The 20,835-nt window shown below is 64.3% G+C and carries 19 protein-coding genes; 7 read left to right on the top strand and 12 right to left on the bottom strand.

The window, feature by feature from the left end; genetic code table 11:
* The first annotated feature begins 22 nt into the window (after positions 1-22).
* Positions 23-718 carry a lipoyl(octanoyl) transferase LipB gene (gene lipB, locus C0456_RS08815; protein ID WP_291050658.1) on the top strand — a complete coding sequence of 232 codons (696 nt, stop codon included), beginning with the start codon at positions 23-25 and terminating at the stop codon, positions 716-718.
* A gap of 172 nt (positions 719-890) precedes the next feature.
* On the opposite strand, the gene C0456_RS08810 is transcribed toward lipB, so the two are convergent.
* From C0456_RS08810 to C0456_RS08790, 5 genes are all read right to left on the bottom strand, one after another.
* Entirely contained in the window at positions 891-1,682 is a 792-nt protein-coding gene (locus C0456_RS08810; RefSeq protein WP_291050655.1) for a hypothetical protein, read from the bottom strand.
* Positions 1,683-1,712: 30 nt separating this feature from the next.
* On the bottom strand, positions 1,713-2,234 hold the full coding sequence (locus C0456_RS08805; RefSeq protein WP_291050652.1) for a DUF805 domain-containing protein: 522 nt from the start codon (positions 2,232-2,234) through the stop codon (positions 1,713-1,715).
* 137 nt (positions 2,235-2,371) lie between these two features.
* Complete coding sequence (locus C0456_RS08800) at positions 2,372-2,794, bottom strand: DUF805 domain-containing protein (protein WP_291050649.1); 423 nt, start codon at positions 2,792-2,794, stop codon at positions 2,372-2,374.
* A 70-nt stretch (positions 2,795-2,864) separates the two neighbouring features.
* Entirely contained in the window at positions 2,865-3,401 is a 537-nt protein-coding gene (locus C0456_RS08795; RefSeq protein WP_291050647.1) for a DUF805 domain-containing protein, read from the bottom strand.
* Between the two features lie 157 nt (positions 3,402-3,558).
* Positions 3,559-5,565, bottom strand: a complete 2,007-nt coding sequence (locus C0456_RS08790; protein WP_291050644.1) for an acetyl/propionyl/methylcrotonyl-CoA carboxylase subunit alpha — start codon at positions 5,563-5,565, stop codon at positions 3,559-3,561.
* 164 nt (positions 5,566-5,729) lie between these two features.
* Here C0456_RS08790 and C0456_RS08785 point away from each other — a divergent pair, with 164 nt between their 5' ends.
* Positions 5,730-6,950: a serine hydrolase gene (locus C0456_RS08785; RefSeq protein WP_291050642.1), complete on the top strand. Its 1,221-nt coding sequence runs from the start codon at positions 5,730-5,732 to the stop codon at positions 6,948-6,950.
* A gap of 383 nt (positions 6,951-7,333) precedes the next feature.
* On the top strand, positions 7,334-8,020 hold the full coding sequence (locus tag C0456_RS08780; RefSeq protein WP_291050641.1) for a hypothetical protein: 687 nt from the start codon (positions 7,334-7,336) through the stop codon (positions 8,018-8,020).
* A gap of 306 nt (positions 8,021-8,326) precedes the next feature.
* Here C0456_RS08780 and C0456_RS08775 read toward each other — a convergent pair whose 3' ends face one another.
* Both C0456_RS08775 and C0456_RS08770 read right to left on the bottom strand, forming a co-directional pair.
* Entirely contained in the window at positions 8,327-9,565 is a 1,239-nt protein-coding gene (locus tag C0456_RS08775; RefSeq protein ID WP_291050639.1) for an EAL domain-containing protein, read from the bottom strand.
* A 324-nt stretch (positions 9,566-9,889) separates the two neighbouring features.
* Positions 9,890-10,723 (bottom strand): fumarylacetoacetate hydrolase family protein, encoded by an 834-nt coding sequence (locus C0456_RS08770; RefSeq protein ID WP_291050637.1) that lies wholly within the window; start codon positions 10,721-10,723, stop codon positions 9,890-9,892.
* Between the two features lie 111 nt (positions 10,724-10,834).
* Here C0456_RS08770 and C0456_RS08765 point away from each other — a divergent pair, with 111 nt between their 5' ends.
* Positions 10,835-12,499, top strand: coding sequence for a DUF262 domain-containing HNH endonuclease family protein (locus C0456_RS08765; protein ID WP_291050635.1), 1,665 nt, complete (start codon positions 10,835-10,837; stop codon positions 12,497-12,499).
* A gap of 149 nt (positions 12,500-12,648) precedes the next feature.
* On the opposite strand, the gene C0456_RS08760 is transcribed toward C0456_RS08765, so the two are convergent.
* The 3 genes from C0456_RS08760 to C0456_RS08750 all read right to left on the bottom strand — a co-directional run bounded on the left by C0456_RS08760 (position 12,649) and on the right by C0456_RS08750 (position 15,747).
* The gene (locus C0456_RS08760) at positions 12,649-13,146 is read right to left on the bottom strand and encodes a YciI family protein (protein ID WP_291050632.1); all 498 of its coding nucleotides are present in this window, start codon (positions 13,144-13,146) and stop codon (positions 12,649-12,651) included.
* Between the two features lie 104 nt (positions 13,147-13,250).
* Entirely contained in the window at positions 13,251-15,266 is a 2,016-nt protein-coding gene (locus tag C0456_RS08755; RefSeq protein ID WP_291050628.1) for a TonB-dependent receptor, read from the bottom strand.
* Positions 15,267-15,336: 70 nt separating this feature from the next.
* Positions 15,337-15,747, bottom strand: coding sequence for a DUF2946 family protein (locus tag C0456_RS08750; protein ID WP_291050625.1), 411 nt, complete (start codon positions 15,745-15,747; stop codon positions 15,337-15,339).
* 163 nt (positions 15,748-15,910) lie between these two features.
* Between C0456_RS08750 and C0456_RS08745 the strand changes: the two genes are divergently transcribed.
* The 3 genes from C0456_RS08745 (at position 15,911) to C0456_RS08735 (ending at position 18,009) form a co-directional block, all read left to right on the top strand.
* Positions 15,911-16,678, top strand: a complete 768-nt coding sequence (locus tag C0456_RS08745; RefSeq protein WP_291050622.1) for an SDR family oxidoreductase — start codon at positions 15,911-15,913, stop codon at positions 16,676-16,678.
* A gap of 174 nt (positions 16,679-16,852) precedes the next feature.
* Complete coding sequence (locus C0456_RS08740; RefSeq protein WP_291050620.1) at positions 16,853-17,326, top strand: PaaI family thioesterase; 474 nt, start codon at positions 16,853-16,855, stop codon at positions 17,324-17,326.
* Positions 17,327-17,535: 209 nt separating this feature from the next.
* Positions 17,536-18,009: a hypothetical protein gene (locus C0456_RS08735; protein ID WP_291050618.1), complete on the top strand. Its 474-nt coding sequence runs from the start codon at positions 17,536-17,538 to the stop codon at positions 18,007-18,009.
* A gap of 3 nt (positions 18,010-18,012) precedes the next feature.
* Here C0456_RS08735 and C0456_RS08730 read toward each other — a convergent pair whose 3' ends face one another.
* Together C0456_RS08730 and C0456_RS08725 are read right to left on the bottom strand one after the other, a co-directional pair.
* Positions 18,013-18,909, bottom strand: a complete 897-nt coding sequence (locus C0456_RS08730; protein WP_291050615.1) for a DUF1499 domain-containing protein — start codon at positions 18,907-18,909, stop codon at positions 18,013-18,015.
* Positions 18,910-19,132: 223 nt separating this feature from the next.
* Positions 19,133-20,758, bottom strand: coding sequence for a long-chain-fatty-acid--CoA ligase (locus C0456_RS08725; protein WP_291050612.1), 1,626 nt, complete (start codon positions 20,756-20,758; stop codon positions 19,133-19,135).
* Between the last annotated feature and the right edge of the window lie 77 nt (positions 20,759-20,835).

Raw genomic sequence — 20,835 nt, 5'->3', positions numbered from 1 at the left:
AAACGCCTATATCGCACCGGCCATGAAGAATTTTCCTCCCGTCGAATGGGCCGTTTCCGAGGCTCCGGTGCCTTACGAGGCGGCCCTCGCCGCCATGGAGGCCCGCGCCCGCGCCATCAGGGAGGAAAATGCCCCGGAACTCGTATGGTTTCTGGAACATCCCCCCCTCTACACCGCCGGCACCTCGGCCCGCATCGAAGACCTGAAAGACCCCGCCCGCTTCCCGGTTTACGATGCCGGGCGCGGCGGCCAGTACACCTATCACGGCCCCGGCCAGCGAGTGGCCTATGTGATGCTGGACGTCGCCGCCCGCGGCCGCGATGTCCGCGCCTTCGTCGCCAGCCTGGAAGCCTGGATCATCGCGGCGCTGGCCGCCTTCAATGTCGAGGGCGGCATGCGCGAGGGCCGTGTCGGCGTCTGGGTCGACCGCACAGAGCCCGGCAGCCCCCTGCGCGAAGACAAGATCGCGGCTATCGGCGTGCGCCTCAAGCGCTGGGTCAGCTTCCACGGCATCTCGCTGAATGTGGAGCCGGAGCTTGACCATTTCACCGGCATCACCCCCTGCGGCATCGAAGACCCCCGCTACGGCGTCACCAGCCTCGCCGGCCTCGGCCGCATCGTCTCGATGGCAGAGGTGGACATGGCCCTGAAAGCCGCCTTCGAGGATGTCTTCGGCAGCGAGCTGATCCGGGTGGAAGCGCCCGTAGTGACCGCCTGACCTCACCATACCCCACCCCAACCCTCCCCATAGTCATGGGGAGGGGGCAGGCCGCTCACCGCCGAAACGCAAGCTCTCCCCACAAAGCAACAGGTCCCCTCCCCATGACTATGGGGAGGGAAAGGGTGGGGCAGCTCTCAATAGAAACACAGCGCCAGCCAAATGCGCGCCGTTAAACCCCGCGCGCAATCTCTTCCGGCGACATATGGCTGCCCGTGCGGAATTTCCCTTCCCCGCCATTGGGCAGGCGCGCCACATACATCAGCGACCAGAGCATCGCCCCGAACGAGGCGAGCCACCAGATCGGGAAGGCCATCCCCATGCCCGCCTGTATGGCCATCTCGCGCTCGCTCATCTTCATCATCGCCGCCCGGCGCGGGTCGCGCGCCCCGCCGCCACCGGCCGCCGCCGGCTGGGTATCCTTGGACGCGGCGTTTTCGCCCTCTTCCTCTTCGCCCTTCTTCTCCGTGCGCGTTTCCACCGCTTCGGTATTGGCGGGCGAATGCATCTGCCGGTATTGCGCCGCCCCGGCCTGCGTGCCCAGCGCATAGGCAATCAGCCCCAGCAGCAGCGGCACCAGAACGATCACCGCCATGAAGGCAGAGCGCCCCGCTTCCGTCAGCCTGCGGACATGCACCACGAAAGACGTATACTCCGTCAGCAGCGTAAACAGCGCGAAGGGCAGCAGCACCGCCGGAACGGTGAACAGAACGAGGCTCACCGGCTTGTTGAAGCCCTCGCTGCTCACCCCGGCAATCCCGGCCACGAAGGCAATGAAGCTCGGGATCACATACAGCGCCACCCGGCCGAGGAACATGAAGGTCCAGGCCCGCGTGAAGTGCAGCTTGTAGCTCTTCCCGAAGGGATTGAAGAGGGTGCCCCGCCAGTTCATGTTTTCCGGCGCGTCGCGCGCATCACGGATCCAGGGGCGGTGCGGGTCAACGGCGCCGGCGGTATATTCCATGGCAGGTCCTCGTCTCTTAAGGGGCGGGCGTCAGGAAGAACGGCTGCCGGTCGTGGGCGGGCCGAAGCGATTGGGTCTGGGGTCGGATTTCAGGCTGTAGGCCACATAGCCGGTCACGCCGCTGGCAATCAGGAAAGACAGGATGTTGGGCACCGCCGAAAGCCGCGCAAACTCCTCCACCTTGGCGCTCAGCGCCGCCTGATCCACGCTTTCGGGCGCCATCATGGCGTTCACCAGATCCGTGGACAGCTCCATCGCGCCCGGCACCATCAGCTGCATCAGGATACCGCCCACCACCGCGTTCACCACCACCCAGCCCACCAGGAAAGCCAGCCACAGCCAGGCCGTCTGCCCGGCATCGTGCAGGCGCTTGGCGAATACGGAGATATAGGGAAACACCAGCGCATATTGCAGCACATTGGCCTGCGGCCCGGCGATCACCGCCAGCGCCTGGATCACCACCATCACGCCGGTCAGCACGATCAGCCCCCGGGCGAAGTTGCGCGGGCTCATCCGGCCTTGAGCGTCAAAGAAAGTCTGGCGGAAATCCATGCGGTCTGCGGCGTCCCTTCAGGGGCGGGTTTCAGGAAACTCTACGTCGCCCTTATCAATAAACGATAAAGGTACGCAACAAAAAAAGCCGGACGCCTCCGCCCGGCTTTCTCTGGAAAATTTGCCGGCCTGAAGGATCAGGCAAAGACGTCGGCATTCCCCGCGCCCGGATTTTTCGGATCGGGGCCATACTTGTTCGGGCCAACGGTGCCGGGGATACAGGCGATCACGATCTGCGCGATCGAGGCCAGGAAGTTGATGAACGGGATGAAGCCCGCAATCACGAGCCCCAGATAGATCCAGCCGGTCTGGTTGATATCATGCAGCCGGCGCACAAACAGCGCGATGCTCGGAATGATGATCCCAAGGCCATAAAGCCCGATGATCACGAAGAAGACATAGGCGAGCGGCCCCATCGCTCCGGTCTCCGGGTTGAACCCGCCCAGCGTCACCAGCAGGAGGCCCAGCACGAGCATGACCAGAAGATTGAACAGCACCACCCACCAGTATTCCGACCGGCGCGAACGCCCCTGGAAATCGGTGTAGCGCGTGAAAAACATTTTTACGGCGTCAGGAAAACTTACCATCAAGGATATCCCCTTTTTCGATGTTGGTTGAGAGAAGGCCGGATCAGACGAAAGTGGAAGATGCGCCCGCCGGGCCGGGGCCATACTGGTTGTCATTGGGGTCTGTCTTGTTGATGGCGCCCATGAAAACGCCGATCAAACCGGTCATGATCACACCCTGAATCAGACCCGGCAGGAGCATGCGTTGCGACATGTCACGCGTCGCTTCCATTGCAACAGTCATGGCCGCTGCGGGGTTTCCGCTTGCCGCGGCCTGTTCGATCTCGCGCTGCATTTCCGCCTGAAGGGCTGCCTGATCGACCCCAAACAGTCCCGGCAGCACAAGTCCCAGCACCCATGACAGGATAAACGCCAGAACAATCACGGCCAGGACCAGCCAGCCCGTCTTTCCCGAATCATGGAAGCGCTTCACATGCACCGCGATCCACGGCCAGATGAACAGAATTCCTGCAAAACCGAGAAATGGCGAAACGAAAGCGCTGACAACATTCAGTGCCGCGCTGATGCCAAACAGAATGAGCACCGCCCGCCAGTAGGTAGGCTGATCGATCCGGCCATTGGGGCTGAGGAAAAGTTCCATGAAAGCGTCCCTTCTATGTCCGGCAACGGATGAATTTGCCGTCCGTTCAGAGTGACAGCCCATCCATGGGAATAGTCCCCTGCCGCCACGTCAGGAGGATTACCAGAACAAACCGGTTTAGGAAACTTTAAGTTCGAGACAGGTTCGGCCCGCCGGCCTACGCGAATTCCACCATGATCTCGTCGGCCGCCACGCTGTCGCCGGCCTTCACATTGATGGCCTTCACCGTGCCGGTGGCCCCTGCGCGGATGATGTTCTGCATCTTCATCGCTTCCACGATGCAGACCGCTTCACCTTCCTGCACTTCCTGGCCTATCGACACGTCCATTGACACAACCAGGCCCGGCATCGGCGAGATGACCAGCTTGGAGGTATCCGCCTTCGGCTTCTCCGGCAGGCGGCCATGCAGGTCGGCCACGAACGGCGTGCACACCAGCGCGCGCAGCGCCACGCCGCGATGGCGGAAGAGATAGCCCTCGGTGCGGTCGGCAAACTTCACGGCAAACGGCTTGCCATCCAGCACGCCTTCAACAAGGTGCTGCCCCGGCTGCCAGGAGGTGACAAGGCTGTGCGCCTTGCCGCCATTGACCGTGATCTGAGCTTCCCCGTCCTTGCCGATATCAATCGTAACCGGATGATGCTTGTCGCCCAGGATCACCACCCAGTCCTTGCGGACAGAGGCGGCCGGCGACGACATCTGATCGGAAATCTGCGCCGCCCGGCGCGCGAAGAAGGCATGCACATAAGCGGCCGAGCAGATCAGCATCGCTTCCTGCTCTTTCGTCGGCGCGGTGCCTTCAAAGCCCTGCGGGAACTCGTCCTTGATATAGGCGGTCGTGATATTGCCCGAGCGGAACCGCTTCTCGTCGACCACGGCGGCAATGAACGGGATATTGTCCTGGATGCCCTCGATATGGAACCGGTCGAGCGCCTCGCCATGGGCGTCCAGCGCCGCGTCGCGGTCCTTCCCGTGGGTGATCAGCTTGGCGATCATCGGGTCATAGAACATCGAGATCTCGTCGCCCTCGCGCACGCCGGAATCAAGGCGCACTTCCCCGCGCGCCACTTTCCCTTCCGCAGGCGGATGGAAACGCTTCAGGCGGCCAATCGAGGGAAGGAAGTTCCGGTACGGATCTTCCGCATACACCCGGCTCTCCACGGCCCAGCCATTGATCTTCACGTCAGACTGCTTGATCTTCAGCTTCTCGCCATAGGCCACGCGCAGCATCTGCTCCACAAGGTCGACGCCCGTGATCATCTCGGTCACCGGGTGCTCCACCTGCAGGCGGGTATTCATTTCAAGGAAATAGAACCCCTTGTCCTTGCCCGACGCGACAAACTCCACCGTGCCCGCGCTGTCATAATTCACAGCCTTGGCCAGCGCCACAGCCTGCTCGCCCATCTTCTTGCGCGTCTCGGGGTCCAGCAGCGGCGAGGGCGCTTCCTCGATCACCTTCTGGTTCCGGCGCTGGATCGAGCATTCCCGCTCGTTCAGGAAGATGCAATTGCCATGCTTGTCGCCCAGCACCTGGATTTCGATATGGCGCGGCTCCAGGATGAACTTCTCGATGAAGATGCGGTCGTCGCCAAACGAGGCCGTCGCTTCGGCCTTCACTGCCGGGAAGCCCTCTTCGACTTCCTTGTCATTGGCCGCCACGCGGATGCCCTTGCCCCCGCCCCCGGCCGAGGCCTTGATCATCACCGGATAGCCGATCTGGCGGCTGATCTCGACCGCATGCGCGGTGTCCTTGATCAGGTCCATATGCCCCGGCACGGTCGAAACGCCGGCTTCCGCGGCGAGCTTCTTGGACGAAATCTTGTCGCCCATCGCGTCGATGGCATGCGCGTTCGGGCCAATCCAGCCGATGCCCTCTTTTTCAAGGCGCTTTGCAAAACCGGCATTCTCCGAAAGGAAACCAAAGCCGGGGTGGATCGCCTCGGCGCCCGTCTGGCGCACCGCGTCGATGATCTTGTCCTGAACGAGGTAGGACTGGGCGGCCGGCGAGGCGCCGATATACACCGTCTCATCGGCCATCTCGACCGCCATCGAGCCAGCATCCGCATCGGAGTAAACCACGACCGTTTTGACGCCCAGGCGGCGGCAGGTCTTGATGACACGAACGGCGATTTCACCGCGATTGGCGATCAGGATCTTCTTGAACATGCGTCCTCGGCCCCTCAAAACTGTAACAAACCCGTCTCCGTTAAGCCGCCCCTGCCGCCTTGTCCATGCTTGCCCCACCGGCAATTTGCTGCACTGCGCCTTGCGGCGAAACCGCGCCCAACTAAAGCTGGCAGCCGGGAAAAAATGACGGGAGGGTCAGGTTTATGGGCGGCGCACAAAAATGGCTGCGGGGTATCGGCATTGTTGGCGTTGTCATCGCCCTTATCCTCGGGGCCGGCTGGGTTCTGATCGGGCCGGACTGGCGCGCCGTCCTCGCCAATCCCCCCTCCGGCCGCGATGTTCTCTTCTGGTCCGGCCCCCAGCGGGACGCGGCCTTCCGGATGATGGACCGCCTGCCCTTCATCATCGAATCGCGCCCCATCCCGCGCGGGGCGTCCATCCGCCCCCTGCCCGAAGGCGCCCCGCTCGATCTCTCCGCAGAGCTTGACCTTGACGCCTATCTCGCCGCCCAGAACGCCGCCGCCCTCGTCATCCTGCAGGATGGCCAGATCCGCCTCGAACGCTACGGCAACCGCTTCACGCCAGAGGGCCGCTGGACCAGCTTCTCCGTCGCCAAATCCCTCACCTCCACCCTCGTCGGCGCCGCCATCGCGGATGGCTATATCGACAGCCTCGACGATCCCGTCGCCCGATACATCCCGGACCTCGCCGGCTCCCCCTATGATGACGTCACCATCGCCCAGCTCCTGACGATGACCTCAGGCGTTGCGTGGAACGAGGACTATGAAGACCCCAATTCCGATGTCGCCCGCTTCGACAGCGCCGAGCCCGTCCCCGGCCAGATCGGCATCGTCACCTATATGCGCACCCTCTCCCGCGCCCATCCCCCCGGCGAAGTCTGGAACTATTCCACAGGCGAAACGAACCTCATCGGCGTCCTCGTCAGCGCCGCCACCGGCAAGACCGTGGCCGAATACCTCTCCGAAAAAATCTGGGCGCCCTATGGTATGGAACAGGACGCCACCTGGCTGCTCGGCTCGGACGGCCATGAGATTTCCGGCTGCTGCATCCAGGCCTCAACCCGCGACTTTGCCCGCTTCGGCCAGTTCATCCTCGACGGCGCCACCACGTCAAACGGCCCGGTCGTCCCCACAGACTGGCTCCCCGCCGCCACCGTCAAGCAGGCCGATATCGGCGAGGCAGGCTTCGGCTACGGCTTCCAATGGTGGACGCGCGACGACGGCGCCTTCATGGCCGACGGCATCTTCGGCCAGGGCATCTTCATCGACCCTTCCCGAAACCTCGTCATCGCCTCCAACGCCAACTGGACCAGCGCGCTCGGCCTGCGCAGCGGCGAATGGCCCGCCCGCGACGCCTTCTACACCGCCGTCCAACGCGCGATCGACGCTGAAACGGCAGAGTAGCCCCAGGCACAACGCACTCCTCCCCCGTTCACGGGGGAGGTGCCCGAAGGGCGGAGGGGGGAAGCCGCAAGCACAACGCTAAACCCCTCTCCCTCTGGGAGAGGCTGCGGAGGATCAGCGTTTGCACTGCAAACGCCCGGAGCAGGCCCATTGCGCAGCAATGGGAGGTGAGGGCAGCAACGCCCGCCATCCTTCGACTTCGCTCAGGATGAGCTACTCTGATGTTGCGCTTTAGAAGCTCATCCTGAGCGAAGTCGAAGGATGGGCGGGCTCCCGCCCTTATCCACCCCTCCACCCCCAAAAACCCCAATCCCCTCAACCCCTTCCCCCAAATCCAACCCCGCCTTGTCCACCCCCCTCCGGCCCCATGCTATATTCTCCGCATGGAAAACGCCGCCCCTCAGCCCACGGATGATCCCGTCTACGTCCTGCTCGAACAGGCGCGCCAGCTCATCCTGCGCTTTGTCCATTATATCGACTCCATCTTCGAGCGCCTCGGCACCGCCCAGCCCAGCGACACCCTCATCCGCAAGCTGACGGCTTACGCCCTCGTGCCCGCAGAGGCGGCCCTGCGCCGCGTCGTCCTCATCCTCGCCGCCCACCAGCCCCTGCCGCAGCGCCCCAAACCGCGCGCCCTCCCGGACGCGGCAAAGCCGCGATCCGGGACCGTCTTGCCGCAGAAAACCTCCAGCCCCCGCGCCCCCATCTTCAACATGCGCGAGCCCCAGCCCCGCCCGAAGACCGGCTATCTCCCCGCCTCACAGCTGCCCCGCATCCGTATACTGACAGATGATGTCCTGAGCGCCCCGCCGGCCCCTGCCGCAAAGCCGCGCGACCTCGCCGCCCGCTTCACCCGCCGCCTCACCGCGCTGCATGCTGCCCTCGGCAATCCCCACGCCGTCGCCGCCCGCTGGCTGCGCCGCCACTTTGCCGGCCCTGCGCCAAAGCCCTGCCCCCTCTCGCCCCACCGCATCCCCGGCCTGCGCAGCGCCCTGCCCGGCCACGAGAAAGACACCCTCCGCAACCTGACAGACCTGGTCTTCACCTACTTCGCCACCGACACTTCCTGACGCAAAGATCCCGCAAGGCCGCGCGCTGCTCTCCTCCCCCGTTTACGGGGGAGGTGGACGCGAAGCGGACGGAGGGGGGAGCCTCAAACACCATCCCTTCAAAAATACCCAAAAGCGCCCTCCCGGCACCCCCGGCGAGGACACAGCCACATGGCCAAGGCTCAGCCACTCCCGCCCCTGTCCCCGCTCCTCCCCGCGCAGGCGGGGATCCCGAAAGGCAAATCCCGCGCACCCCCGCGCCAGAAACAAAGCGGCCCGGCAGCCTGTCAGCCACCGGGCACACCTGGACATAAAACGCGCTGAAACTCAGTGATAGTTCGACAGGCGCTCGATCAGCTCGCGCGGCGGCGCGGTGTCTTCCATCAGCGAGGATTTGATCGGGCGCGGCGCGCTGAACACATGGCCCTGGCCGAAGGGGATCTCGTATTCGAGGATTTCGACAACGCTCGCCTCATCCTCGATCTTCTCGGCGATCAGCATGATGCCATAGCGCGAGAAGGCCGCGCCCACTTCATTGCCGGTCAGCTTGCGGTTCAGCGCGGTCAGCGGGCGGGGCCCATGCGGGTCGCGCAGCTGGTCGATCAGCTGGCTGCCATTCACCTTGACGAAGCGCACGCCCGCCGCCTGCAGGCGCGGCAGGTCAAGGTCGATGCCCGCGACATGGTCGATCGAGAAGCGGAAGCCGAGCGCGGTCAGCTTGTCCATATTCGCGCGCATGGTGGGCGAGCGCTGCTCGAACCGGTCGGCGCGGATCTCGAAGATCACCGAGCCGGAAAGGTCCCGGTTCTCGGTCATGAAGGACAGGAACATCGGGAAGAAGGTCGGGTCTTCCAGCGAGATGGACGAGATATTGCAGAACACGCCGACGCGGCGGTCCCGCTCGGCCAGGCGCCGGACGATCTGCACACAGCGGAACAGCATGAAATTGTCGATGATGCCCATCAGATTGGCGCGGCGGGCCGCGTCCAGGAAATCGGCCGGGGTGATATGGCTGCCATCGGGGCGGCGCAGGCGGGTGAAGCCTTCATAGAAGGTCACCCGGCGCTGGGGCAGCGACACGATCGGCTGCAGGTGCAGGTCCACCCGGCCATCCTTCAGCGCGTCGCGCACATCGCGCAGCGCGGCGTCTTCCACCGGCTGCACGCGCGCCGCCACGGTGCTGTCGGTCAGGCGCGTCTCGAAGCTGCGGGTCAGCTTGTCGATCAGCCCTTCCAGCTGGCGCATCTCGTTGACAAGCGCGTCGCGGCGCTCGCCCAGCTCGATCTTGACGGTTTCCTCGATGGCGTCCGTGCGGGCCTCCACCACATTCATGCGGCGGGCGGTGTCGGTGATCTCCCGCTCGAAGCCCTCGACGCGCTGTTCCACCTGTTTGGCGGCCTTCGCCGTCAGGGAGGTGCGGATCAGAACATGGATCTGGATGAGCACCGCCGCCAGCCCAGCCCCGCCCGCAATCGACAGCGGCAGGCCCGCCGTGGTCAGCGTGAAGAGACCGTACCCGGTCCCCGCGCCTGCGGCGAGATAGAGGAGGATCAAGAAAAAAGTCATCAGGTCAGCACCCGCAATCAGCCCATCAATCTTAAAAATAAGGCGAAATTAGTTAACGAATTGCTGGGAATTGTCCTGATTTGCCCCGTCCGGCAAGCCAGCGGCAAACCGTTGCAAATCAGCCACAAGCGGCCTTTTCCTGATGTTCTGGCTACAGATGGCGCGTGGACACCGGGATTATCAAAGGTTAACCAGGAGGTGTTCCCGTTTGTGAACGCCCCCGGTCCGCGGCCAGTGCTGGCCGGAGCGGGGGCGATCTCGGGGGAGACTGGGGCCTTGCCCGCAAGGCGAGGCCCCGTCGTTCCCCGGCGCAGGCCGCCCCGTTCACCCGATTCGCATGGTCTCAGGCTCGGGAACGATCTCGTTCTCGATATGGCCCAGCCCGTCGATCTCGATGCGTACACGGTCACCTGCCTTCAGCCATTTGGGCGGATCGAACCCCGCGCCGACCCCTGCCGGCGTTCCGGTAAAGATCACATCCCCAGGCTCCAGCGTAAAGGCCGCCGTGAGATGTGCAATCTGCGCCGCAATATCATGGATCATGTCGCGGACATGGCCGGACTGGCGCTGCTCGCCATTCACGTAAGACCGCACTTCCAGCCCCGGCAGGTCCTCGATTTCATCCGGCGTCACCAGCGCCGGGCCGAACGGGGCGTGAGTGTCAAAGCCCTTGCCCATGATCATTGTCTGGCTCGCCTTCTGCCAGTCGCGCACCGAATAATCGCAACCGATACAAAAGCCTGCGACGATTTCCAGGGCCCGCTCCCGGGGCACATGCCGGCCATGCTTGCCGATCACCACCACCAGTTCGCCCTCATAGTCGAGCTGCCCGGACACCTTCGGCAGGTGGACCGGATCATAGGGCCCGTTGACGGCCGTGGCCTGCTTGTTGAACCATTTCTGCACCTCCGGTTTGGCGGTGGAAATGAAGCTCACACTCTCGGCGGCATGGGCGGCATAATTGACACCTATCCCCAGGATTTTTCCGGGCCGGGGCACCGGCGCCAGAAGATGCACCACGCTGAGGGCCAGCGGGGCGCCCTTCTCCCGGCCTTCCAGCGCCTCGACAAAGCTGTCTCCTGCGACCGGCACGACAGTATCGCCTTCCAGATGGCCAAACCGGACCTGACCCTCGGCCACGAATCTCACGAGGCGCATATCGTTACTCTCCTGTCACACTACTGCCCAAAGAACCTTGCGGGGTGTTCATCTCGCGTTGTCGACCGGTTTGGCAAGAGCTAGGGAGGGCGCGAGTAGAAGGGTAGACTGATGCAACTTGGCGTCCGCGCGCAGGAAAGTTCTCTGAGCGAAGTGTTCGCGCCCGGCGAGCGGCTGCGCATGCCCCATTACCAGCGCAGCTATTCCTGGGGCGACCGGGAAGCGCTCGACCTCCTGGCAGACCTTGTCGATGCGATGGACGCCTCCATTGCCCACTTCATCGGCGCGCTGGTGTTCGTGAATGGCGAGGAGCCCGGCCATCTGGAAATCGTCGATGGCCAGCAGCGCCTGACCACGCTCACCATCCTCCTCTGCGTGCTGCGCGATCTGGAGCCAGACCCCGCCCGCTCCAAGGAGCTGCACAAGCTGATCGCCGACGAGGACCGCCCCCTGCTTGGCGAAGGCGCCAACTGGCGCATTGCCCTCAACTATGATGTCGGCGCCTTCTTCCGCGACACCATCCAGACCCCCGGCGCCACGCTGAAGCTGGATAACGAGCCCGGCGAGAGCGAAAGCCAGCAGAAGATCATCGCCAACGCCGCCGCCTTCCACCGCGAGCTGCGCGAGATGGCGCCCGAGCGCCGCCGCGCCCTGGCCGATGTCGTCACCGGCGGCTGCGCCCTCGTACGTGTCGTGGTCGACAACAAGGATCAGGGCTTCAAGGTGTTCCGCGTGCTGAACACGCGCGGCAAGGAGCCCGGCGCCCATGACATCATCAAGACCGAGCTGTTCCAGCGCGCCAAATTCACCGCTGACGAAGCCAATGCCTATGCCGAGCGCTGGGCCGAGCACGAGACCATCCTCGGCGGCGGCGCCTTTGACGACCTGCTCCGCCAGATCCGCGCGATCCATGACCGCTCGCCCAAGGGCGATCTCTTCGCCGGCTTCCAGAAGGCGGTGCTGAACAAGATCGATCCGCGCGCCTTCCTCGACGACATGCTGCCAAACTATGTCGCCGCCTTCCGCGTGGTCGAAACCGGTTTCGACCATCTCGGCATGGGCGCGCCCCAGAGCGTGCTCGACAGTATCAACCAGCTGCGCGCCCTCGAACACAAGACCTGGCGGGCGCCGGCCATCCAGTTCATCGTCGAACGCGGCCTCAAGGATCCGATGGCGCCGGAATTCTTCGCCGGCCTCGAGCGCCTCTCCTACATGTCCCAGGTCATGGTGCAGGAGCGCGAGGCCCGCAACAAACGCCTCGCCCGGATTACAGAAGCGGTGCGCAATGACCGCGTGCTGTTTGCCAAATCCGGCCCCCTCTCCATCAGCCGCGACGAAGCCCGCAAGCTGCGCGACCGGCTCACCACGCGCTTTGGCACCTATGGCCAGCGCCGCGCGATTGCCCTGCGCCTGTGCGCGGCCATCGCGGGCGGGCGCACCATCCCGCCGGAATCGGACGCCACCGTCGAACATGTCCTGCCGCGCAACCCGCCCGAGGACAGCCACTGGATGATCACCTGGCCCGACCCGGTAAAGCGGCGCGAACAATGCGACACGCTGGGCAATTTCGTTCTGCTTACGAACAAGGTGAACCAGCAGGCAGACCGGCTGGACTACCGCGCCAAGAAGGAAATCTACTTCAATGGCGGCGGCGGCCAGGAATTCGCGCTCACCCGCGACCTGATGGATCAGGATGCCTGGACTTCCGATGTCGTCCGCCGCCGGACGGAAAAACTCGCCGACATCCTGATGCAGGCCTGGGGCCTGGCGGGCTGATCGGCACCCGCACTTAAACGCAACCTTTAAAGAGCGTCTTCCCGGTTTTGGGCCGCAGGCCCAAAGACCGGGATCCAGGCGTACGGTCCTCTGGGTCCCGGACATTGCCTGCGGCAATTCCGGGATGACGGAACGGGGGCGCGCGTTTCCTACTCCCCGATCCCCTTCTTCTGGATCACCGCATGCACCTCATTCACCTGCATCAGCGCGGCTGAGCCGTAATACTTGCTGTAATCCACGGTAAAGATGCCCGCCGCGATGGTGGGGTCGCTCGCCACCCATTCCTGCGCCGTGGCAATGTCGGGCGTGTTGAGAATGAACAGGCCCCGCCGCCCGTCCTCCCCGCCCAGCGGCCCGGCCAACACCAGCTTTCCCTCTTCGGCCAGCCGGCCCATATTCGAGAAGTGCCCGGAAAAAAGCTCCGCCCGCTGAACCTTGTCCGTGATCACACCGTCCTGCGGCCCGGTCTTCAGGATCGCCAGCACATAAGACCGCATCCCGAGATCATCCGCCCCCAGCCTTTCGGCCAGTGCCGCGTCATAAGTCACCGGCAGCGGCGCCGCCTCCTTCGCCTCACCCGCGCTCGCGCAGGCAATCGGCAACACGAGACAGATCATGGCCGCCACAGTTCGCACAGGCTGAAGCATGAAACCCTCCCTTCAAGTCCTGAGGGCAGTCTGCGCCGTCAAGGGTAGGTCTGGCAAGCAGGGCTGCAGGCCGCCCGCAAAGGGGAAGCCCGCAGCCCGCCGGATCAGAACCGCGCGCGGATGCCGCCGAACACGGCCCGCCGCTCCACCGGATAGTAGATCGCCGAAGCCGGCGCCGCCGTGATCACGGCCGAGATGTCCCCGGCGGCCTTCTCCCCGGCGAGGTTCCGCGCGTCGAGGAAGAGGGCGATATTCCCGGTTGCCTGATAGCTGCCGGTCACGCCCAGCAGGGTGTAGCCGTCCGTCTGCGTCGTGTTGGTATAGTCTGCCCAGGCGCCCTCGGGCACCCATTCAAGGTTCGGCGCAATCGTGAACCGGTCCTGGGTAAAGCGCAGCTCCGCCCGGTAGACATGTTCGGGCACCACCGGCAGCGCATTGTCGCCATACTGGGCGTCGCCGTCAAACCTGAAGTCCGAATACTGATAGACCTGGCGCAGGGTCAGCCAGTCAGTGAACTCCAGATCAAGCCCCGCCTCAATGCCCCGGTGGATGGTCTTGCCGGCATTGAAGGTGGACGCCGGAATGTCCGGGCCGACGGTGAATTGCAGCATCTCGCCATCAATATCGGCCGAATAGAGCGACACGTCCCAGGCCGCGATCCCGGCCCGCCCGCGCGTGCCGATCTCTGCCGTCCAGGCCGTCTGCGCGTCCACCGGCACGAAGCTTGCCACCTGCGCCACTTCGCTGAAACCGGGGAACTCGGCCGAGCGGCTGTAATTGGCATAAAGCTGGATTTCCGGCGAGAGGTCATAGAGCAGGCCGAACTTCGGCGAGAATTCGTCGAAGCTGGCGGTGCCGAAAACATCCGTGGGCGCGCCATTATTGAAATTGAGCTGCTGCTCGCGCTCGCCCTCGGCATAGATCGCTCCGGCAATCAGGGTCAGCTTATCGGTCACGCTGTAGCGGCCTTCGGCATAGACGTTCGCCGTCCAGGCCTCCTGATCGGCCTGGAAGGTCAGCGCGCCGCTGCGGCCATTGAGGTTCACATAGCGCTTGGCGTCGGTCTCGCCCTCCCGCGCTTCGGCGCCCACCGTCAGGGCAAACGGGCCGCGCTCCCAGTCATACCGCGCCCAGATGCCCCGGTCCTGCGAGCTGTAGTCCAGCACCTGGAAGATCGGATGGTAGAGGTCCTTGTCATTGAGGAACACGCCAAGCGCCAACTCCCCCTCGCCCAGCATAATCCGCGTCTGGTTCTGCACACGGACGGACTTTACGTCCCGTGCCTGATCGCCCGCGAAGTTGCCCTTCTTCGGATTGTTGAGGGCATCGCTCAGCGTCAGCGCGCCGGGCAGTTCCTGGTCAATGTCATTGAGGCTGAGATAGAAACGCGTGCTCACCGCGTCCGTCACCTGATAGCCCAGATTGCCCTGAAAGCGCACCGAGTCGCGGCGCACATGGTCCCGGTCGCCATGGGAGGTATCCGCGCTCACCGCGCCCCAGGCGTCCAGCTTGCCCCGCGCCACACCCGCCGAAACGAGCCCGCGATAGGTCTCGAAGCTGCCAACATCGGCGCGCACATAGACCCCCGGCGCGGTCTCGCCGGTCGGCGTCACGCCATTGACGGCCCCGCCCAGCGTACCCGAGCCAAAGCGTAGCGCATTGGCCCCGCGATAGACTTCAAGGTGATCGAAGAAGATCGGCTCCAGCTCCTGGAAGTCGCCATTGTCATCGGCAAGGTTGATCGGCGCCCCGTCCTGCAGCAGCGTCAGCCCCCGCATGTGGAAGCCCCGGCTGATGCCGGAGCCGCGAATGGAAATCCGCACTTCCTGGCCATAGCGCGGCTGGGTGTAGACGCCCGGCGAGAAGCCGAGCGTATCCCGCATCGAGACGAGGAAACGGTCGGCAAACTCTTCATACGGAATGACATCGGTGCCGCCCGGCGTCTTGGCGGCCTGTTCCATCGCGGCGGCGGCGCGGGCGGTGGAGGTGACGAGGATCGTCTCTTCGATCTTCGGCGCGTCTTCGAGGGTCTCCTGCGCAGCGGCAGGCAGCACGGCCCCCAGAGCCAGCGACAGGGCGGTCAGGCTCACGGCGGAGCCCGGATGGAATGTAAGTTTCATGAGATTGGATTCTTCGAGACAGATAAGGTCCGGGCACGCCCGGCTTTGCCGCCCGTCGGCCGGGCAGCGCTCAGATCGTATCTGTCGGCATTGGCGGCGCCCGCGCGCCCAGCGGCGGCCCACGGGCCACCTCCACAAAGCGCACCTCGAAAAGGATCACATCGGCCGGCACCGGCTGCATCACCGGCACCTTGAAGGTCACCGCGCCGGGCACCGGAACCGGCTGGCCCAGCATACAGTCCCCGCAATCATGCGGCGGGTCGGCCTTGCCCGGCTTGCCTTCCTTCTCGGCCAGCAGCCTGGAGAGCTCCGCGCCGATGGCCACGGCGCCGGGGGCGTCCCCCGGTGTCGAGCAGTAATGGGCCACCAGACCGGGCGCACGCTCGGCCGCCGCCGCCATTGCCCAAGGCATCACGGCCTGGATCAGCAGGGCAGCAACCGCCAACAGGCGGGCCAGAGAGGCGGTGAGGGGGCGCGACATCGGGCCGTGGTCTATCTGCGCCGCCGGTATACGCAAAGTTGCGTAATCGCCGCAGCGGCCTGCCTCCCGAAATTCCCTTACGGAACCCCTAGCGATTCTGATAGGTACGCCCTAGCGTGCGCCCAGCCAAGAAACCTGAACACGATACAAAGAGGAGCGCCCCATGAGCCTGTTCGATCTTACCGGCAAAACCGCCATCATCACCGGTTCGTCCCGCGGCATCGGCCGCGCCATTGCCGAGGCGATGGCCGATCAGGGCGCCCGCGTCGTCATCTCCTCGCGCAAGCCCGGCCCGTGCGAGGAAGTCGCCGCCGAAATCAACAAGAAGCATGGTGACGGCACCGCCATTGCCATCCCCGCCAACATCTCCTCAAAAGAAGACCTTCAGGCCCTGGTCGACGAAACCAACAAGACCTTCGGCAAGATCGACATCCTCGTCTGCAATGCCGCCTCCAACCCCTATTATGGCCCGATGGCCGGCATCTCGGATGATCAGTTCACCAAGATCCTGCAGAACAACATCATCTCCAATCACTGGCTGGTGCAGATGGTTGCCCCCCAGATGCAGGCCCGGAAAGACGGCGCCATCATCATCGTCTCCTCCATCGGCGGCCTGCGCGGCACCCCGATCATCGGCGCCTACAACATCTCCAAGGCAGCCGACTTCCAGCTAGCCCGCAACCTCGCTACCGAGTTCGGCGCCGACAATATCCGCGTCAACTGCATCGCGCCGGGCCTGATCAAGACCGACTTCGCCAAGGCCCTCTGGGAAAACCCCGAAACCCTCAAACGCTCCCTCACCGGCACCCCGCTGAAGCGCATCGGCGAGCCGGAAGAAATCGCGGGCGCCGCCGTCTACCTCGCCTCGAAGGCCGGCAGCTACATGACCGGCCAGATGCTCGTCGTCGATGGCGGCGCCACGGTTACCTGATCCGTTGAGGAAAACATGTGCTCGGGGCGTCATCCCGGTTTCACCGAAGGTGAAGACCGGGACCCAGCCCTTGAAACCAAAAAGGTTGCTTCTGGGTCCCGGACATTTGCTGCGCAAATTCCGGGATGACGTCCCCCAAAGCCGCGAACCCATCTGAAAGCTCCGTACCCAAACATGACCCCCCGCACGCAAATGTCCGCCCAGCAGGAGGCCTTCTTCAAGCGCCTGCGCTCGGGCGAATGGGAACTGCCCCCCGGCATCCGCAATCTCGGCATCCGCCCGCAGGACTGGCTGAAGGAAGTCTCCTATGGCCGCGTCTATTATGAATGGCCCAATGATGGCAGCCGCGACATCGGCCCGGACCGCGTGTTCGGCGGCTGGGTCGCCGGCCTCTCCGATCACATCGTCTCGATGACGATGGCGAGCGCCCTGGAAGAAGGCGAGTGGTTCACCACCACCGAGCTGCAGACCCGCATCTTCCGCCCGGTGCCCAATGGCCTCATCACCATCGAAGGCCGCCTCATCTCGCGCGGCAAGACCTCCGGCTTCGTCGAGGCCGACTGGCGCGACGAAAAAGGCCGCCACCTCGTCCGCGTCTCCGCCGCCAAGGCCATCCGCACGATGGAAGAGTTGAATTTGAAACGGTAGGCTCACCACTTTCCACAACACTCATCCTGAGCGAAGTCGAAGGATGGCCCCACAGCGCAACGCTAGCCCCGGCTCGTCCTTCGACCCTCATCCTGAGCCAGGCGAAGGACGCTCAGCATGAGCCATCCGATAGGTCAATCAAACCGGCGATCTGGAACTCTGGCCAAGTTCAGCGCGTTCTGGCAGGCTGCCCCCAAAGGAGACCCTCCATGCTGAAGCCCCTCGCCGCCCTTGCCGCTCTGGCTGCCGTATCCGCCCCCGCCGCGCTCGCCTGCAGCTGCCTGCCCTGTGACAGCCAGCCCCCGCTGCTCGAAAGCGAATACACCGCCGGCGCCTTCGTCGGCGAGCTGATCTCGGTGCGCAAGCCGGCGACGGGAAACTTCCCGGCCGAGACCGAGGGCGGTTTCGAATACCCGCCGCAGCTGGTTTACCTCTTCAAGGTGACGCGCAGCCTGAAGGGCGACATGCCCAAATATGTCATGGTGCGGAGCGCTTCCAATTCTGCGGCCTGCGGGGTGACGTTCAGCTTCGAGGGCCTCAACGCCGTGGCCGTGTCGCAGGATGAAGACGGGCGCTACCATGCCGGCTCCTGCTCCCAGATGTGCTGGGGCGCCGAGCCAAACCGCAGCCTCATCACCGAAGACACGATGCAGACCTGGGCCGATCCCTTCGCCGGGGAGTAAGCTTCAGCCCGGCGGGGGCGCGGCCTTGTTGAGGCGCACTTCCAGCTCGTCCAGCAGGTTGCGCACGCGCTTGGCGTTGACGCCAAGGTCTGACAGGCCCACCCGGCTCACCGAGCGCACGTCAATCCGCACCCCCGCTTCATCGGGCCGTATACGGATGAGAATGTCATCCTTGAAGCCATACCAGAAGCTGGTCTCGGTCGCCTCGATCAGGCCCGCTTCAGGATCGGCCAGCACGATGTCCCAGCCCTTGCCTTCCACAGCCGCCAGCGCGGCGGCATAGCCCTCTGCCATGCTGCCCGGCGCGATCAGCGGCGCGAGCTTGGGATAGGGCGTTGCGCGCGGCGATTTCTGCTCGCCCGGCACAAATTCGGCCTCTTCCTGCACCTCGGCCACCCGCCGCCCGGAAAGCCCCGGCCAGCGCGCCTCAGCCGCCGCCGAAATCAGCGGATCCTCCTCAATCGCGTTCTGCGCGCCCGCCGCTTCTCGCTCCGTCACCAGCGCGTCACTCGGGGCGATGGGATTGCTCCAGTCGGTCTGGATGTCGTGCAACGGCGGCAGGCGGTCCATCTGGCCCTCATGCGCGGCCAGCCGCCCCATTGTGAGGCCGGACACCAGCAGCGCCGCCATCGCCATCATGAAGGGCCGCTTGCGCGGCGCCTTCGCCAGCGCCGCAATGCCCGCCGCAACCGACAGGCCGATCACCGCCCAGACCAGCGGCGGCCCGAACTTCAGCGTCAGCGTCTCCAGACCCGTCTGCCAGCTCCAGAGGCCCGCCCGCGTGCCCAGCGCCGCCACGCCAAACCACACCACCGCGCCGATCGCCGCCAGCAGCGCCACCCCGGCCAGCTTGCCGCGCCAGCCTGCCGGCTCATTGCCTGTCTGTGGAGTGTCGCTCATCGCCGTCCTCATGCTTCGCGCGCGACCCTAGCGATTTTGCCCCGCCCCGCAATGAGGCGCGGTGTCAGGGATGGGGCGGCGGCAATAAAGCTGACCTCCGTCATCCCGGTTTTGTGCCGCAGGCACAAAGACCGGGACCCAGGTCCAGCCAAGCTGGGTCCCGGACAAGCGCCAGGGCGCTTTCCGGGATGACGGCAGAAAGGAAGCGTCCAGCCCCCCCCCCTCAAGCCGTTGGCAGCTTGTAGTCCTTGAACTTCTCGCGCAGGGCCAGCTTGTTGATCTTGCCGGTGGCGCCCAGCGGAATGCTCTCCACAAACTGCACATCATCGGGCGTCCACCATTTGGCGATCTTGCCTTCGAGGCTCTTGAGGATTTCTTCCTTGGTCGGATTTTCCCCGGCCGCCGGCTGCACGATCAGCAGCGGGCGCTCATCCCATTTGGGATGGTAGATGCCAATCGCTGCCGCGTTCGCTACCTTCGGATGCCCCACGGCGATATTCTCGATGTCGATGGAGGAAATCCACTCCCCGCCGGACTTGATCACATCCTTTGCCCGGTCGGTGATCGTCATCGTGCCGATCTCGTCGATGGTGGCGACGTCGCCGGTATCAAACCAGCCCTCCGCATCCAGAACATGCCCGCCGGCGCCCTTGAAATAGCCCGCCGCAATCGCCGCCCCGCGCACCAGCAGACGGCCAGACGTCTTGCCATCGCGCGGCAGTTCCACCCCATCATCATCGACCAGGCGCAGCTCCACGCCAAAGGGCGGGCGGCCCTGTTTCAGCTTCTGCTTCATGCGCTCTTCCACCGGCGCATCTTCAAGATGCGGCGGCAGCGCGCCGAGGGTTCCCAGGGGCGAAGTCTCGGTCATGCCCCAGGCATGGACCACATCCACCTCATACTCCTCCTCAAACGCCCGCAGGATCTTCTCCGGGATCGCCGAGCCGCCGATCAGCACCTTCTTCAGGTAAGGCAGTTTCAGATCATTCTGCTGGAGATGCGTCAGCAGCATCAGCCACACGGTCGGCACCGCTGCGGTGATCGACACTTTCTCCGTGTTCAGAAGTTCATAGATCGAGGCCCCGTCCATCTGCGCGCCGGGCATCACCATATTGGCCCCCGTCGCCGGGCAGGACATCGCCAGCCCCCAGGCATTGGCATGGAACATCGGCACCACCGGCATCACCGAGTCCGAAGCCCCCATGCCCATCGCATCCTTGCCCATCGTCACCAGCGTGTGCAGCACATTGGAGCGGTGGGAATAGAGCACGCCCTTGGGATTGCCCGTCGTGCCGGAGGTATAGCAAAGCCCGCAGGCGGTATCTTCCGGGAAGTCGCCCCAGCGCACGCTCTTGCTGCGCCCGTCAATCCAGATGTCGAAGGCAATCGCGCCGAGCGTATTCTCCGGCATCGTGTCGGCGCCGGCATAGATCACGAAGGTCTTCACCGTTTCCAGCTTGTCCTTGATCGCTTCCACGATCGGCAGGAAGGTCTTGTCGAAGATCAGAACCTTGTCTTCGGCATGGTTGGCGATCCAGGCGATCTGGTCGGGGTGCAGGCGCGGGTTGATCGTGTGCAGCACGGCGCCGATGCCCATCGTGCCATACCAGCTCGCCATATGCCGCTCGGAGTTCCAGCCCAGCGTCGCCACCCGGTCGCCCAGGCCAATGCCCTCATCTTTCAGCGCCGTCGAAACCTGTTTCGACAGGTCATAAAGATCAGAATAGGTGATCCGCGCGATATTGCCTTCCACGCGGCGCGTGATGATCTCGCGGTTGCCGTGCTGCAGACGCGCATGTTCGAGGATCTTGTCCACCGTCAGCGGCCAGTCCTGCATAATGCCTTTCATGTAACTCTTCCTCCGGAATAGGTTTTGTCTTCGCTGTCTCTGCGCAGGGTCGTGTCTTGTGATTTTTCAAAGCCCTG

It is taken from the genome of Hyphomonas sp. (assembly GCF_013823385.1).
Lineage (GTDB): Bacteria > Pseudomonadota > Alphaproteobacteria > Caulobacterales > Hyphomonadaceae > Hyphomonas.
This window is presented reverse-complemented; position numbering and strand designations above follow the sequence as displayed.